The organism is Streptomyces albofaciens JCM 4342 (genome assembly GCF_008634025.1).
Lineage (GTDB): Bacteria > Actinomycetota > Actinomycetes > Streptomycetales > Streptomycetaceae > Streptomyces > Streptomyces albofaciens.
The window spans coordinates 2354618-2369198 of sequence record NZ_PDCM01000002.1 but is presented as its reverse complement, the minus strand read 5'-3'; the positions used below and the strand labels follow the sequence as shown (position 1 = coordinate 2369198).

Sequence of the window (14581 nt, the reverse complement as noted above, 5' to 3'; positions counted from 1 at the left end):
CGGAACCGGGGGCCGCGTCCCCGCCCGTCCCGGCCGCCGCGGCGGCGCACGCCGAGCCGGTTGTCGGTGCCGGGCCGTACGCTGTGCCCCATGCACAGCACGTCGGACAGCGCCAGCGTCTACCCGGCCCACTGGGAAGCCGATGTCGTGCTGCGCGACGGCGGCACCGCGCGCATCCGCCCCATCGCCCCCGACGACGCCGAGCGCCTGGTCTCCTTCTACGAACAGGTCTCGGACGAGTCGAAGTACTACCGCTTCTTCGCGCCCTACCCGCGCCTGTCCGACCGCGACGTGCACCGCTTCACCCACCACGACTACGTGGACCGGGTCGGCCTGGCCGCCACCGTCGGCGGCGAGTTCATCGCCACCGTCCGCTACGACCGCATCGACGAGCGCGGCCGCCCCGCCAAGGAGCCCGGCGCCGACCAGGCCGAGGTCGCCTTCCTGGTGCAGGACGCCCACCAGGGCCGCGGCGTGGCCTCCGCGCTCCTGGAGCACATCGCCGCGGTCGCCCGCGAGCGCGGCATCCGCCGGTTCGCCGCCGAGGTGCTGCCCGCCAACACCAAAATGATCAAGGTCTTCACGGACGCCGGGTACACCCAGCAGCGCACCTTCGAGGACGGTGTGGTGCGCCTGGAGTTCGACCTGGAGCCCACCGAGCAGTCCATGGCCGTCATGCGCGGCCGCGAGCAGCGCGCCGAGGCCCGCTCCGTGCAGCGTCTGCTCGCCCCCGGCTCGGTCGCCGTCGTCGGCACCGGCCGCGCCCCCGGCGGCGTCGGGCGCTCCGTCCTGCGCAACCTCCTCAACTCCGGCTTCACGGGCCGGGTGTACGCGGTCAACCACGCCTTCCCCGAGGGCGGCACCCGCCTCGACCCCGAGGGCGTGCCCGGCCACCGCTCGGTGTCCGAGATCCCCGAGCCCGTCGATCTCGCGGTGCTCGCGGTGCCCGCCGCCGCGGTCCCCGACGTGGTCCGGGACTGCGGCGAGCACGGCGTGCGCGGCCTGGTGATCCTCTCGTCCGGATACGCCGAGTCCGGGCCCGAGGGCCGCGAGCGGCAGCGCGCCCTGCTGCGCCAGGCCCGCTCGTACGGCATGCGCCTGATCGGCCCGAACGCCTTCGGGCTGATCAACACCGCCCCCGAGGTCCGGCTGAACGCCTCGCTCGCCCCGCAGCTGCCCGGCGCCGGGCGCATCGGCCTGTTCACCCAGTCCGGCGCCATCGGCATCGCGCTGCTCAGCGGCCTGCACCGGCGCGGCCCCGGCGACGGCTCGATCGCCGGCATCTCCACCTTCCTGTCCGCCGGCAACCGCGCCGACCTCTCCGGCAACGACCTGCTCCAGTACTGGTACGACGACCCCGCCACCGACGTCGCGATCCTCTACCTGGAGTCGATCGGCGACCCGCGCAAGTTCATGCGCCTGGCCCGCCGGACCTCCGCCGTCAAGCCCGTCGTCGTCGCCAAGGGCGCCCGCCACACCGGCACCGCCCCGCTCGGCCACACCGTCCCCACGGTCCGCATCCCCGACAGCACGGTCTCCGCCCTGATGCGCCAGGCCGGCGTGATCCGCGTGGACACGGTCACGGAGATGGCCGACGCCGGGCTGCTGCTGGCCTCCCAGCCCCTGCCGGGCGGCCCCCGCGTCGCCATCCTCGGCAACTCCGAGGCGCTCGCCCTGCTGACGTACGACGCCTGCCTCACCGAAGGCCTGCGCCCGCTGCGCCCCCACGTCCTCGCCGCCGCGGCCACCCCGGCGGACTTCTGCCAGGCCCTGTCCGCCGCCCTCGCCAACGGCCTCTGCGACGCCGTCGTCGTCACGGCCATCCCCTGGGTGGGGGAGGAAGGCGTCGCCTCCCCGGGCGAGGGCGCCGACCTCGCGGCGGCGCTGCGCGAAGCCATCTCGTCGGCGTCGCCCGCCAAGCCGGTGACCGTCGTCCACCTGGCCATGGACGCCCTCGCCGACGCGCTCGCCGCCCCGCCGCCGAGCGCCGGACCCCCAGCCGCCCCCGGCAACGCGCCGCAGCCCCCGTCCGACACGCCCGACGGCACCCCGCCCGCCCCGCTGATACCGGTCTACCCCGCCGCCGAGCGCGCCGTCCGCTCCCTCGCCCAGGCCGTGCGGTACGCCAAGTGGCGCCGGGACGCCGCCGACCCGGGCCGCGTCCCGGAGTACGAGGACATCGAGGAAGCCGCCGCGGGCGAAGACATCGACCGGCTCCTCGACGAGCTCGCGCGGCACGCCGACATCACCCGCTCCGTCCCGCTCCCCGCCGACGACGCCCACGCCCTCCTGGCCCGCTACGGCATCCACGTCCACCCCGCCCACCCGGCCCCCGACCCCGACACCGCCGTACGGGCCGCCGCCCGCCTGGGCTACCCCGTCGCCCTGAAGACCACCGCGCCCCACCTGCGGCACCGCCCCGACCTCGGCGGCGTCCGCCTCGACCTGCCCGGCGAGGCCGAGCTGCGCCGCGCCTACGCGGAGCTGACCGACTTCCTCGGCAAGCCGGCGGAGCTGCGCCCGGTCGTCCAGTCGATGGTGCCGCGCGGCGTCGACACGGTCATCCGCGCCGCCATCGACCCGGCCGCCGGCGCCGTCCTCTCCTTCGGCCTGGCCGGCGCCCCCTCGCAGCTCCTCGGCGACACCGCGCACCGCCTCATCCCGGCCACCGACCGCGACGTCGCCGAGCAGATACGCTCCATCCGCACGGCCCCGCTGCTGTTCGGCTGGCGCGGCAGCCAGCCGGTGGACACCGCGGCCCTGGAGGACCTGCTGCTGCGGGTCTCCCGGCTGGTCGACGACCACCCCGAGGTCGTCGGCGTGGACCTGGAACCGGTCGTCGTCGCGCCGCACGGCCTCGCCGTCCTGGACGCCACGGTCCGCCTGGCCCGCCCGCCGGCCACCACCGACCTGGGCCCCCGCCGCATGCCCGCCTACTGACGGCCGCCGCCCGGACCCCGCGCCCGGTCCCCGGACACCGGGTCGCGGCCCGGACACCGGCGCACGGACCCGCCCCGGCCGGTACGCCCCGTAAGATGGCCGCATGGCTAAGACCGGTACGACGACCCAAGGGCTGCGCGCGGCGATCGAGCGCAGCGGCTATTACCCGGCCCTGGTGGCCGAGGCGGTGCAGGCCGCGGTCGGCGGCGAGCCGGTGGTGTCGTACTTGGTCCACCAGGAGACGACCTTCGACGCCAACGAGGTCCGCCGCCACGTCACGGTCCTGGTCCTGACGGGCACCCGCTTCATCGTCAGCCACACCGACGAGCAGTCCGCCGACGACACCTCCCCCTCGCCGTACGCCACCACCTCCACCGAGTCGGTCAAGCTGGGCCGGATCTCGTCCGTCGTGCTCAGCCGGGTGGTCGCCAACCCCGAGTCGTACACCCCGGGCCGGCTGCCCCGCGAGGTCGTCCTGACCATCGGCTGGGGCGCCGTCGCCCGCCTGGACCTGGAGCCCGCCACCTGCGGCGACCCCAACTGCGAGGCCGACCACGGCTACACAGGCTCCTCGACCGCCGACGACCTGTCGCTGCGGGTCAGCGAGGCCGGCGACGGCCCGGACACCGTCCGGCAGACCCTCGCCTTCGCCCAGGCCCTGTCCGAGGCCACCGCGGCCACCACCCGCTGATGGCACACGCCGTCCCCGCCTGGCCGGAACCGGAACCCCTCGACCTGGCCGGCGCCCCGGTGCCCGCGTACGGCACCGGCTCGCTCGCCGACCTGCTGCCCACCGTCACCGCCGGCCAGGGCCTGACCCGGCCCGGCGCCCCGGAGGCGGACGCGCCCGGCATGGACCTGGACCCGGCCGACCGCGTCTGCGTCTTCCTCGTCGACGGCCTCGGCTGGCAGCTGCTGCGCGACCACCCGGACGAGGCACCGTTCCTGACGTCCCTTCTGGACAGCTCGTTCAACCGCACCGGCCGCCCGATCACCGCGGGCTTCCCGGCCACCACCGCCGCCTCCCTGGCCTCGGTCGGCACCGGTCTGCCGCCGGGCGCCCACGGCCTGGCCGGCTACACCTGCCTGAACCCGGACACCGGCGAGCTGATGAACCAGCTGCGCTGGTACCCGTGGACCGACCCGCACACCTGGCAGCCGTACCCGACCGTCTTCCAGCAGGCGCACGCCGCCGGCATCCACACCTGCCAGGTCTCCTCACCGAACTTCGAGCGCACCCCGCTCACCGAGGTCGCGCTGAGCGGCGGCACCTTCCACGGCCGGCTGGCCGGCGAGGAGCGCATGGACCTGGCGGCCGAGCAGCTCGCCGCCGGCGACCGGTCGCTGGTCTACACCTACTACGCCGAGGTGGACGGCGCCGGGCACCGCTACGGCGTCGACTCCGACGCCTGGCGCGGCCAGCTGATGTACGTCGACCGCCTCGCCCAGCGCCTCGCCGAGCAGCTGCCACCCCGCTCCGCCCTGTACATCACCGCCGACCACGGCATGATCGACATTCCGTTCGGCCCGGAGTCCCGTATCGACTTCGACGAGGACTGGGAACTGCGCGCCGGAGTGCGGCTGCTGGGCGGCGAGGGACGGGCGCGGCATGTGTACGCCCATCCCGGCGCGGCCGGTGACGTGCTCGCGGTATGGCGGGAAGTGGTCGGGGAACACATGTGGGTGGCGGGCCGTGACGAGGCCATCGCCGCCGGGTGGTTCGGCCCCCGGGTCGACGACCGGGTCCGGGCCCGGATCGGTGACGTCGTCGCCGCCGCGCACGCCGACATGGTGATCGTGGCGAGCGAGACCGAGCCGCGCGAGTCCGCGATGGTCGGCATGCACGGCTCGATGACCCCCGCCGAACAACTCGTCCCGCTCCTCGAAGTACGCACCTGACCCCACGGGCCCCGGGCCCGCCCCCACCCCGCCGCACGGCGGGGCGCGCCGCCGCGTGCCCCGCCCGTCCCCCCACCCGTACGAGCCCGAAAGGCCCGCGTTCTCCCATGCCCGAGCTGGTGTTCTTCTCCGGAACGATGGACTGCGGAAAGAGCACCCTCGCTCTGCAGATCGAGCACAACCGCTCGGCCCGCGGCCTGCAAGGCATGATCTACGCGCGCGACGACCGGGCCGGCCGCGGCAAGCTCTCCTCCCGCCTCGGCCTGGTCACCGAGGCCGTCGAGGCCACCGACGACACCGACTTCTACGCCCACATCGTCGGCACGCTCAGCTCCGGCGGCCGGGTCGACTACGTCATCGCCGACGAGGCGCAGTTCCTCGCCCCGGACCAGATCGACCAGCTCGCGCGCGTCGTCGACGACCTGGAGCTGGACGTCTTCGCCTTCGGCATCAGCACCGACTTCCGCAGCAAGCTCTTCCCCGGCTCGCAGCGCCTGGTGGAACTGGCCGACCGGATAGAGGTGCTCCAGGTCGAGGCCCTGTGCTGGTGCGGCGCCCGCGCCACGCACAACGCCCGCACCCTCGACGGCCAGATGGTCGTCGAGGGCGCGCAGGTCGTCATCGGCGACGTGCACAGCGCCCCCGCCGAGGTCGGATACGAGGTGCTCTGCCGCCGCCATCACCGGCGCCGCCAGACCGCCGCCTCGGCCCACGCGGCGGCGCTCTCCCCGGACGTGCTGCCGGTCGACACGGCCAAGTAGCGCGGCCCCCGGGGCCGGGGCACGGGGCGCGCCGGGGCCCGCCCCGTATACGCCCGCTCAGTCCTTCCGCTGGAGGAGGGCGAACTCCGCCCCCTCCGGGTCGGCCACCATCGCCACCCGCCCGTACGCGCTGTCCCGGGCCGCCCGGACCTCCTGGCCGCCCAGCTCCACCACCCGACGCACCGCGGCATCGAGGTCCGCGGTGGCGAAGTATGTCACCCAGTGCGGCCCCGGCTCGCGCGGCAGCGCGTCGCCCACCCCGTGGATGCCCGCCACCGGCCGGTCCTTCAGATGCAGCGTCAGGTAGTCGGGACCGGCCGCCGCTTCCGGGAGGGTCTCGTAGCCGAACACGGCGCGGTAGAAGGCGGCGACATCCGTCTCCCGGGTCACCAGCTCGTTCCACACCGGCGTGCCGGGCACCCCGACCAGCGCCGCGCCCACCATCTCCTTGCCTTGCCACAGCCCGAAGATTGCGCCCTGCGGGTCGGAGGCGATCGCCATCCGCCCGGCCTCGTCGTCCGCGTCCAGCGGCCCGACCGCGACCGTGCCGCCGCAGCAGCGGATCTGCTCGGCCGCCGCGTCCGCGTCGTCACTCGCGAGATACGTGGTCCAGGCGACCCGAAGCTGACGTTCGGGTGCCAGTTCCCCGATCCCGGCCACCTCCCGCCCCTGCAGATACGCCCGGACGTACGGACCGAAGTGCTGCGGCCCCGGTTTGAACTCCCAGCCGAACAGCGCGCCGTAGAACTGCTCGGTCGCGGCCAGGTCGTGCACCATGAGACTCACCCAGCAAGGCGCGCCGGGCGTCCGCCGAGTCGTTGCCTCCGTCGTCATCGTCACTCTCTCCTCGGACCATCGGGGTGGTGGCCGTGCGGGGACCCGGCGCGAGTGCGCCGTCCCGTGCAGATGCTCGCACCCCTCATCCGGTGCGGGCCCCGGCCGCGCCGTCTTCGGCGCGTTCCCGTGGGAACATGCCCGATTTGATGTTTCACATCCGTTTCGGCGACGTTGCCGTCCGGGGACGCGCGGGCAGCCCGGCGGTTCCGGCCGCGCCCGGCCCGGACACCGCCTTCAGCGCGGGCCCGCCCTTGCGCGAGGATGACCCGCATGAATCCCCTCATCACCGCAGCCGAGCTGGCGGAGGAACTGGCGTCCGGGACGCCGCCGGTCCTCCTCGACGTCCGCTACCGGCTCGGCGGCCCGCCCGGCCGCCCCGAGTACGAGGCCGGGCACGTACCCGGCGCGGTCTACGTGGACATGGACGCCGAGCTCGCGGGCCCCGCGGGCCCGGCCGGCCGCCACCCGCTCCCGGACCTGGACGCCTTCGCCGAGACCATGCGCCGCGCCGGGGTCTCCGGGAACCGCCCGGTCGTCGTGTACGACGGCGGTCTGGAAGCACCTCCCGGGCGAAGCTCCGGGGGAGGCTGGTCGGCGGCGCGCGCCTGGTGGATGCTGCGCTACACCGGGCACCCCTCGGTACGCGTCCTGGACGGCGGCCTGGCCGCCTGGACCGCGTCCGGCGGCGCGCTCAGCACCGACGTACCGTCCCCGGAGCCCGGCGACTTCGCCGCGGTGCCCGGCGCGCTGCCGCTGCTGACGGCGGACGAGGCGGCGGCCCTGGCCCGGCGGGGTGTCCTCCTGGACGCGCGGGCCGGTGAGCGCTACCGCGGCGAGGTGGAGCCCATCGACCGCGTCGCCGGGCACATCCCGGGCGCGCTGTCCGCGCCGACGACCGATAACCTCACCGCCGACGGTACGTTCCGGCCGTCCGCGGAGCTGGCCGACCGGTTCTCCGCCCTCGGGGCCACCCCGGACGCCGAGGTCGGCGTCTACTGCGGTTCGGGTGTCTCCGCCGCGCAGGAGGTGCTGGCCCTCGCCATCGCGGGGGTGCCCGCGGCGCTGTACGTGGGGTCGTGGAGCGAATGGTCGGCGGACCCGACCCGCCCGGTGGCCACCGGGGCCCAGCCGGGCTGACACCTCACGAAGACGTCCCGGCCGGGCTCCGCCGCCCGGCCGGACGGTCTTATTCCGGTTTCTTGCGCCGCGTCCCGAAGACGATCTCGTCCCAGCTCGGCACGGCCGCCCGGCGGCCCGGCCGGACGCCGTCGGCCTCGGCCTGGCGGTCGGTGGTGCCCGTCAGACGGTCGCGGTGACCGGCCACCGCCCGTGGCATGAGCACGTCGGCATAGGCGGATCCCGCGCCCGCGCTCGCCGCCGGGGCGGCCGGCTCCTCCAGCTCCTCGTCCTCGGACGCCTCCTCCTGCTGCGGCACCTTCGGCGTCTCCGGTACGACCATGTCGCCCCGGAAGCTGGGCACCGCCTCCAGGAGGCTGGTGAGCGAGTCGCGCTCGCCCGGACCGTCCGCGGCCCGCACCTGCTCGTCGTCCTCGCCGCCCGTACGGTCGCGGTCGCGGTCCTGCGACTGGCGGTCCAGGGCGCGGTCCAGCGGCCGGTCGCGCGGCAGCCGCGCGATCCGCGGCACGAAGGGGAAGCTGGGCTCCGGGGTGTCGTCGGTCTCGCCGATCAGCGCCCGCGCCTCGTCGTCGACGGCCTGGACGAGCCGCCGGGGCGGGTCGTACGTCCAGCTTGCCGAGTGCGGCTCGGCCGCGACGCGGTAGACCAGCAGCACTTCCCAGGTGCCGTCGTCGCGCCGCCAGGAGTCCCACTGCACCGAGTCCTTGTCGGCGCCGCGCAGCAGCAGCCGCTCCGCGACGGCTTCGCCGAGCTGCGGGCCGGTGTTCTCCCCGGGGCGGCGTACGGGCGTCTTGCGGGCCCGCTCGGCCATGAACGCGCGCTCGGCGAGCACCGGGCCCTCGAAGCGGCGCACCCGGTCGACCGGGATGCCCGCGAGCTGGGCGACCTCCTCGGCGGACGCACCGGCCCGTATACGCGCCTGGATGTCCCGCGGACGCAGGTGGCTCTCGACCTCGATCTCGATCTGGCCGAGCCGTGCGCGGTCGTTGCGGACCGCGGCGCGCAGCCGTTCGTCGATCGGAAGCGTGTACTCGGTGCTGTCCGCAGCTTTGAGCACCAGCCGTGTGCCGTCGTTGGAGACGGCCACGACACGCAGTTCGGGCATGGGGACCTCCCGGGTGGTGCCTGCCGACGTCACGTGCGTCGCTGCTTCCGCTAGTCGAGTGTGGCCTGCCCGGGTGCAGCCTGCCACAACATTGCCGAGTTACCCGGCGTGTCGAGGCTTGGCCCAGAAACGCCGTTATGACACGGTTACCTGTTCGCAACGCTCAGTGACCATGTCCTGTTCCTGCTCCCAGTCACCCGTGCCCGGTGGCGGCACCCGGGGGTGAGTGCCACCTGCCGGCCCCTTCCCCCGTATGCGGGCAGCCGGACGGGATTCCGGGGCCAGGGCTCGCCACAGTACTCCATTCGGGCCACTGAGGTGGACCGCCGCGCCGCCGAAGTTCACCTGCGCCAAGGGAGTTGGTCGCCTTGTCGATCTCTCTACACCGCGTGACGGGTGGCGAGGTTCACAGAATCCGCAGAATCGGAACTACCGGCTTCGCACATAGGTCACTTGTCCGTGCAGGATGGATCGAAGGGGCGATCAAAGGCTGGAGATGGACAACAAAAGCGATACCGACACAAAAAACAAGGAGAAACGGCTCGACCTGAGCGTGGCTCAGGTCGCGGGCAGTGCCCTCGCGGCCGCTGTCGCCGCGTTTCTCGCCGGGCAGCTCGGCGTGTACGGGACCATCATCGGCGCGGGTGTGGTGAGTGTCGTGGCCACCACCGGTGGCTCGATCTTCCAGCACCTCTTCCGGCGCACCGGCGAACAGATCAAGGAGGTCGCGACGGTCGGCACCCGGCCGAAACCGCGGCGCTCCTCGGTGCGCCGCAGACCGCCGGGGGCCGGGTCCGGATCCGGCACCGGCCTGGTGCTGCCCACCTTCGACCGCTCGGGGGCGGAGGACGAGGTCACCTCCGTCGCCGCCAGGGACCCGCGCGCGGCCGACGGCACGGACCGTACGCAGCTGCTGCCGCAGGCCGGCGGGCCCGACGCGGACGCCACGCAGCTCCTCGGGCAGGCCGGAACGGGAGGCCGGCCGACCGACAGGACGCAGATGGTGCCGCGGCTCGACGACCGGACCGTGGCCCTGGGGCAGGCGCGTCCCGGCGACCGCCCGGCCGGGGCCACCGCGGTGCCGCGGCCCGACGAGGTCAGCACCGCCACGTACGGCACCCGGCTGCGCGGCTGGAAGCGCCCGGCCCTGGCCGCGCTGGCCATCTTCGTGCTGTCGATGGGCGCCGTCACCTGCGTCGAGCTGGTGACCGGACAGGACGCGTCCGGCGCCAAGGGCACCTCCGTGGGCAACCTCCTGACGAACGGCGGCGGGCACAAGTCCGAGGACAGGACACCGCCCGCCACCGACGCGCCGTCGCCCGGCACCTCGCACGGTGACGGCACGACGGGCGGCACCGGCGGCACCCCGTCGCCCGGCCCCAGCGGCTCTGCCGGCACCGGCCGCGACAAGGACGGCACCACCGGCGGTACGGGCCGGCCGACGCCGACCCCGAGCCGGGACGCGGGCCAGAGCGGCGAGCCCACCCCGCCGCCGAGCCCGCAGCCGTCGAAGCCCGGTGGCGACACCGGCAAGGGCGGTGACGACTCCAAGGACGGCTCCCAGGGGGATTCGAGCGACCGGAACAAGCCGGAGCCCGGCGGACAGCAGGTGCCGGACCCGAAATCCTCGTGAACGCGGTACGGAAATCCGCGCCCGCGCGGGACTAAATGCCGCCCCGCGCGAGGACCCAATCCCCTTCGGTACGAGGACGGAATTCGGTGGCCCGACGGGACCGAATCCCTTTGGCGCCGAGAACGGAACCGCCGCCCCGCGCGGGCGGCGGCCGACCGGCCCGGACCCGGCAGCACGCCGGGTCCGGGCCGCCGTGCTGCCGGGCCCGTGGAGCGGCCGGCCCGTTCATCCGTCCAGGACGTTAGGCCGGCTGAGCGCTTCAGTCGTCCGGGGGATTGTGCGCAGCGGCCGCCGGCATCATGAGCCCAGGACCCGCCGCAGGTAGGCGTTGGTGAACAGGCGCCCCGGGTCCAGCCGGTCGCGCAGCGCGGTGAACTCCGCGAATTGCGGGTAGACGCCCGCAAGGTACGCGGCGTCGCGGCTGTGCAGCTTCCCCCAGTGCGGTCGGCCGCCGTGCGCCGTCATGATCCGCTCGGCCGCGCTGAAGTACGCCCGGTACGGCGTCCCCCGGTACATGTGCACGGCGAGGTAAGCGGTGTCCCGCCCGGAGGCGGTGGACAGCGGGATGTCGTCGGCCGGCGCGGTGCGCACCTCCACCGGGAAGCTCACCCGGAAGTCCGAGCGCTCCACCAGCGCCCGCAGTTCGCGCAGCGCCCCGACGGCGGCCTCCCGCGGCAGCGCGTACTCCATCTCCATGAAGCGCACCCGGCGCGGGCTGGTGAAGACCTTGTACGGGATGTCGGTGTACGTACGGGCCGACAGCGCGCGGCTGGAGAGGCGGGCGATGCCCGGAACGGCGGCGGGCACCGCCCGGCCGACGGCGCACGCGGCGCCGAAGACCCCGTTGGAGAGCAGTTCGTCGTCGATCCAGCCGCTGAGCCGGCCGAGCGGGGCGGCGGGGCCCAGGCTGCGGTTGTTGCGCTTGGTGTTGCAGTTGCCGGTGTGCGGGAACCAGTAGAACTCGAAGTGCTCGTTCTCGGCCACGAGCTGGTCGAACTCGGCCGTCACCCGCGCGAAGGACATCGGCTCCTCGCGGGCCGTCAGCCAGAACTGCGGCTGCACGGCGAAGGTGACGGAGCTGATCACGCCCAGGGCGCCCAGCCCCACCCGGGCCGCCGCGAAGACCTCCGGGTCCTCGGTGGCGGAGCAGGTGAGCACCGAGCCGTCGGCGGTGACCAGTTCGAGCCCGGTGAGCTGCGCGGCGATGGACGCCGAGTCGCGGCCGGTGCCGTGCGTCCCGGTGCTCACCGCGCCGGAGACCGTCTGCTCCATGACGTCGCCCATGTTGGCCAGCGACAGGCCGTGCGAGGCGAGCGCCTGGTTGAGGTGCTTGAGCGTGGTGCCCGCCGCCGCGGTCACGGTGCCGGCGGCGGGGTCCACCTTCCGTATGCCGGTCAGGCGCTCGGGCCGGATGAGGAGCCCGTCGGTGGCGGCGGCCGCGGTGAAGGAGTGGCCGGTGCCGGCCGCCTTGACCGTCAGCCCGTCGGCCGCCGCCGCACGGACCGCGGCGGCCAGCTCCTCGGTGGAGGCCGGTGCGACGCTGCGCGCCGGCCGTACGGTGACGTTGCCCGCCCAGTTACGCCAGGCGGGCCGGGGCGTCCTCCCCCGTGCCGTCCGGGCGGCCCGCGCCGTCCGGACCGGCCCCGTCCGCGCCCCCGTGTCCGTCCTGCCGGTCGTCCTGTGTGCCTCGGCCATCTGCGCCCGTCCCCTCCCGCTGCGGCGCCGGCCGCAGCCGGCGGTACCCGAGGAACGCCACCGCCGCCGCGAGCGCCCCCGCCACGGCCGGCACCAGGTAGCCGCGCCCGGCCCCGGCCGCGTCCACCACCGAGCCGGCGGCCGACGAGCCGAGCGCCACCCCGACCGCGAGCCCGGTGCTGGTCCAGGTCATGCCCTCGGTCAGGTTCGCGCGCGGTACGTGCTGCTCGACGAGGGCCATGGTGGTCACCATCGTCGGCGCGATGGCCAGGCCCGCGAAGAAGAGCGCCACGGCCAGGAGCGGCAGGTTCCCGACCAGTTGGAGCGGGATCATACTCACGGCCATCGCACACACACCCACCAGCCACCGGTGGGCGGCCGGGCCCTTGAAGTGCAGCATGCCGAAGACCACGCCGGCGGTGCACGAGCCGAGCGCGTAGGTCGCCAGCACCAGGCTGGCGGCGCCCTGGTGGCCCTGCTCCTCGGCGAACGCCAGCGTCACCACGTCGATCGCACCGAAGATGGCACCGGTCGCCACGAAGGTGACCACCAGCACCTGGAGGCCGCGCGAGCGCAACGCCGAGCTTCTGCCGTGGTGTTCGCGCGGATGCGGCGGCGGCTCGGTCGCGCGCTGCGCCGTCAGCCAGAAGACCCCGGCCACCAGGAAGACCGTCGCGAGCAGCGGGCCCGCCTCGGGGAACCAGGAGGTGCACAGGCCGATGGAGAGGATCGGCCCGATGATGAAGCACACCTCGTCGACGATCGACTCCCAGGAGTACGCGGTGTGCAGCAGCCGCGGCGCGTCCTGGTGGACGGAGGCCCAGCGGGCGCGGACCATCGCGCCGACGCTCGGCACACAGCCCGAGCAGGCGGTGAAGACGAACAGCGTCCAGTCCGGCCAGCCCTGCTGCGCGCTCACCAGCAGGCCCGCCATGGCCGCCGCCGAGATCAGCGTGACCGGGCGCAGCACCCGGCGCTGGCCGTGCCGGTCCACCAGCCGGGAGACCTGCGGGCTGAGCACCGCCGAGGCCAGCGCGACGGTCGCGGCCAGCGCGCCGGCCAGGCCGTACCGTCCGGTGATCAGGGAGACCATCGTGACGATGCCGATGCTCGCCATCGACAGCGTCATCCGGCCCAGGAAGCCGGCGGCCGTGAAGGACCTGGTCCCGGGGGTGCTGAAGAGCGCGCGGTAGGGGCTTGGCAACGGGAACTCCGCCGGTGAGGCCGACGGCCGGTGGTCCGGCGCCGGTAAGGCATGTCGGGGGCCGACACAGCTTACGCGCGGTTCCCGCGTGGGCGCCTCCGGTTTTCCGCCTGTCAGTGGCTGGTGGCAGGATCGAAGCCATGCCCGAACAGTGCGATCCGCCCCTTTCAACCGCCGGGGGGACCCCCGGTCCCTACGACGCCCTGCTGCTGCTGTCCTTCGGCGGCCCCGAAGGCCCGGACGACGTCGTCCCCTTCCTGGAGAACGTCACCCGCGGCCGCGGCATCCCCCGCGAGCGCCTGAAGGAGGTGGGTCAGCACTACTTCCTGTTCGGCGGCGTCAGCCCGATCAACGCGCAGAACCGCGAGCTGCTGGACGCCCTGCGCGCGGACTTCGCCGAACACGGCCTGGACCTGCCCGTCTACTGGGGCAACCGCAACTGGGCGCCCTACCTGGTCGACACGCTGCGCGAGATGGTCCGCGACGGCCGCCGCCGCATCGCCGTCCTCGCCACCAGCGCCTACGCCTCGTATTCGGGCTGCCGCCAGTACCGCGAGAACCTCGCCGACGCCCTGGCCACCCTCCAGGCCGACGGCCTTCCCGTGCCCCAGGTCGACAAGCTGCGCCACTACTTCAACCACCCCGGCTTCGTCCGCCCCATGATCGACGGCGTGCTCGCCTCCCTCGCCGAACTCCCCGCGGACGTCCGCGACGGCGCGCACATCGCCTTCACCACCCACTCCATCCCGACCGCCGCGGCCGACACCTCCGGCGCCCCGGCGGACCACACCGAGGACGGCGAGGGCGGCGCGTACGTCGCCCAGCACCTCGACGTGGCCCGGGTGATCGCCGACGCGGTCCGCGAGGAGACCGGCGTGGACCACCCGTGGCGGCTGGTCTACCAGTCCCGCAGCGGCGCCCCGCACATCCCCTGGCTGGAACCGGACATCTGCGACCACCTCGAAGAGGTGCACCGCGCGGGCGTCCCCGCCGTGGTCATGGCCCCCATCGGCTTCGTCTCGGACCACATGGAGGTCAAGTACGACCTGGACACCGAAGCCACCGCCAAGGCCGCCGAACTGGGCCTGCCGGTCGCCCGCTCCGCCACCGTCGGCGCCGACCCGCGCTTCGCCGCGGCCGTCCGCGACCTGGTGCTGGAGCGCGCCGCCGCCGAGCAGGGCGGCGCCCCGGCGCGCTGCGCCCTCGGCGAGCTGGGCCCCAGCCACGACCTGTGCCCGGTCGGCTGCTGCCCGGCCCGCATGCCGCGCCCGGCCGCCGCGGGCGCGGACTGGACGGGGCCGGTGCCGGAGGCCCAGGGGTAGGCGCCCCGTACAGAGCCACCGACGGCGGCCCCGTGCCGCCCCGCACGG

Annotated in this window: 11 protein-coding genes; 7 read left to right on the top strand and 4 right to left on the bottom strand. The window is 74.6% G+C overall.

What is annotated here, in order from left to right; genetic code table 11:
• Positions 1 to 90: 90 nt before the first annotated feature.
• The 4 genes from CP973_RS30280 to CP973_RS30265 all read left to right on the top strand — a co-directional run bounded on the left by CP973_RS30280 (position 91) and on the right by CP973_RS30265 (position 5600).
• Positions 91 to 2940 (top strand): bifunctional acetate--CoA ligase family protein/GNAT family N-acetyltransferase, encoded by a 2850-nt coding sequence (locus CP973_RS30280; RefSeq protein ID WP_150247055.1) that lies wholly within the window; start codon positions 91 to 93, stop codon positions 2938 to 2940.
• A gap of 103 nt (positions 2941 to 3043) precedes the next feature.
• On the top strand, positions 3044 to 3631 hold the full coding sequence (locus CP973_RS30275) for a DUF5998 family protein (RefSeq protein WP_003981824.1): 588 nt from the start codon (positions 3044 to 3046) through the stop codon (positions 3629 to 3631).
• Positions 3631 to 4839 (top strand): alkaline phosphatase family protein, encoded by a 1209-nt coding sequence (locus tag CP973_RS30270; protein ID WP_150247054.1) that lies wholly within the window; start codon positions 3631 to 3633, stop codon positions 4837 to 4839. Before CP973_RS30275 ends, CP973_RS30270 begins: the two co-directional genes overlap by 1 nt.
• Positions 4840 to 4946: 107 nt before the next feature.
• Positions 4947 to 5600, top strand: a complete 654-nt coding sequence (locus CP973_RS30265; RefSeq protein ID WP_150247053.1) for a thymidine kinase — start codon at positions 4947 to 4949, stop codon at positions 5598 to 5600.
• Between the two features lie 57 nt (positions 5601 to 5657).
• On the opposite strand, the gene CP973_RS30260 is transcribed toward CP973_RS30265, so the two are convergent.
• A complete protein-coding gene (locus CP973_RS30260) occupies positions 5658 to 6434 on the bottom strand; it encodes a VOC family protein (RefSeq protein ID WP_150247052.1) in 777 nt (258 codons plus the stop codon).
• A gap of 273 nt (positions 6435 to 6707) precedes the next feature.
• Between CP973_RS30260 and CP973_RS30255 the strand changes: the two genes are divergently transcribed.
• Positions 6708 to 7574: a sulfurtransferase gene (locus tag CP973_RS30255; RefSeq protein WP_150247051.1), complete on the top strand. Its 867-nt coding sequence runs from the start codon at positions 6708 to 6710 to the stop codon at positions 7572 to 7574.
• Between the two features lie 49 nt (positions 7575 to 7623).
• Here the strand turns inward: CP973_RS30255 and sepH are convergent, their stop codons facing one another.
• Positions 7624 to 8679 carry a septation protein SepH gene (gene sepH / locus CP973_RS30250; protein ID WP_150247050.1) on the bottom strand — a complete coding sequence of 352 codons (1056 nt, stop codon included), beginning with the start codon at positions 8677 to 8679 and terminating at the stop codon, positions 7624 to 7626.
• A 496-nt stretch (positions 8680 to 9175) separates the two neighbouring features.
• On the opposite strand from sepH, the gene CP973_RS30245 reads away from it, so the two are divergent.
• Positions 9176 to 10312 (top strand): hypothetical protein, encoded by a 1137-nt coding sequence (locus tag CP973_RS30245; RefSeq protein WP_150247049.1) that lies wholly within the window; start codon positions 9176 to 9178, stop codon positions 10310 to 10312.
• A gap of 297 nt (positions 10313 to 10609) precedes the next feature.
• On the opposite strand, the gene CP973_RS30240 is transcribed toward CP973_RS30245, so the two are convergent.
• Positions 10610 to 12007 (bottom strand): D-arabinono-1,4-lactone oxidase, encoded by a 1398-nt coding sequence (locus tag CP973_RS30240; protein ID WP_150247048.1) that lies wholly within the window; start codon positions 12005 to 12007, stop codon positions 10610 to 10612.
• The gene (locus CP973_RS30235; RefSeq protein ID WP_150247047.1) at positions 11889 to 13211 is read right to left on the bottom strand and encodes an MFS transporter; all 1323 of its coding nucleotides are present in this window, start codon (positions 13209 to 13211) and stop codon (positions 11889 to 11891) included. Before CP973_RS30235 ends, CP973_RS30240 begins: the two co-directional genes overlap by 119 nt.
• 140 nt (positions 13212 to 13351) lie before the next feature.
• Here CP973_RS30235 and CP973_RS30230 point away from each other — a divergent pair, with 140 nt between their 5' ends.
• Positions 13352 to 14533: a ferrochelatase gene (locus tag CP973_RS30230; RefSeq protein WP_150247046.1), complete on the top strand. Its 1182-nt coding sequence runs from the start codon at positions 13352 to 13354 to the stop codon at positions 14531 to 14533.
• Positions 14534 to 14581: the final 48 nt, after the last annotated feature.

Bases quoted from the DNA above. Each gene is read 5' to 3' on its own strand.
- CP973_RS30280 (WP_150247055.1), top strand. From the start codon at position 91: ATGCACAGCACGTCGGACAGCGCCAGCGTCTACCCGGCCCACTGGGAA.
- CP973_RS30275 (WP_003981824.1), top strand. From the start codon at position 3,044: ATGGCTAAGACCGGTACGACGACCCAAGGGCTGCGCGCGGCGATCGAG.
- CP973_RS30270 (WP_150247054.1), top strand. From the start codon at position 3,631: ATGGCACACGCCGTCCCCGCCTGGCCGGAACCGGAACCCCTCGACCTG.
- CP973_RS30265 (WP_150247053.1), top strand. From the start codon at position 4,947: ATGCCCGAGCTGGTGTTCTTCTCCGGAACGATGGACTGCGGAAAGAGC.
- CP973_RS30260 (WP_150247052.1), bottom strand. From the start codon at position 6,434: ATGACGACGGAGGCAACGACTCGGCGGACGCCCGGCGCGCCTTGCTGG.
- CP973_RS30255 (WP_150247051.1), top strand. From the start codon at position 6,708: ATGAATCCCCTCATCACCGCAGCCGAGCTGGCGGAGGAACTGGCGTCC.
- sepH (WP_150247050.1), bottom strand. From the start codon at position 8,679: ATGCCCGAACTGCGTGTCGTGGCCGTCTCCAACGACGGCACACGGCTG.
- CP973_RS30245 (WP_150247049.1), top strand. From the start codon at position 9,176: ATGGACAACAAAAGCGATACCGACACAAAAAACAAGGAGAAACGGCTC.
- CP973_RS30240 (WP_150247048.1), bottom strand. From the start codon at position 12,007: ATGGCCGAGGCACACAGGACGACCGGCAGGACGGACACGGGGGCGCGG.
- CP973_RS30230 (WP_150247046.1), top strand. From the start codon at position 13,352: ATGCCCGAACAGTGCGATCCGCCCCTTTCAACCGCCGGGGGGACCCCC.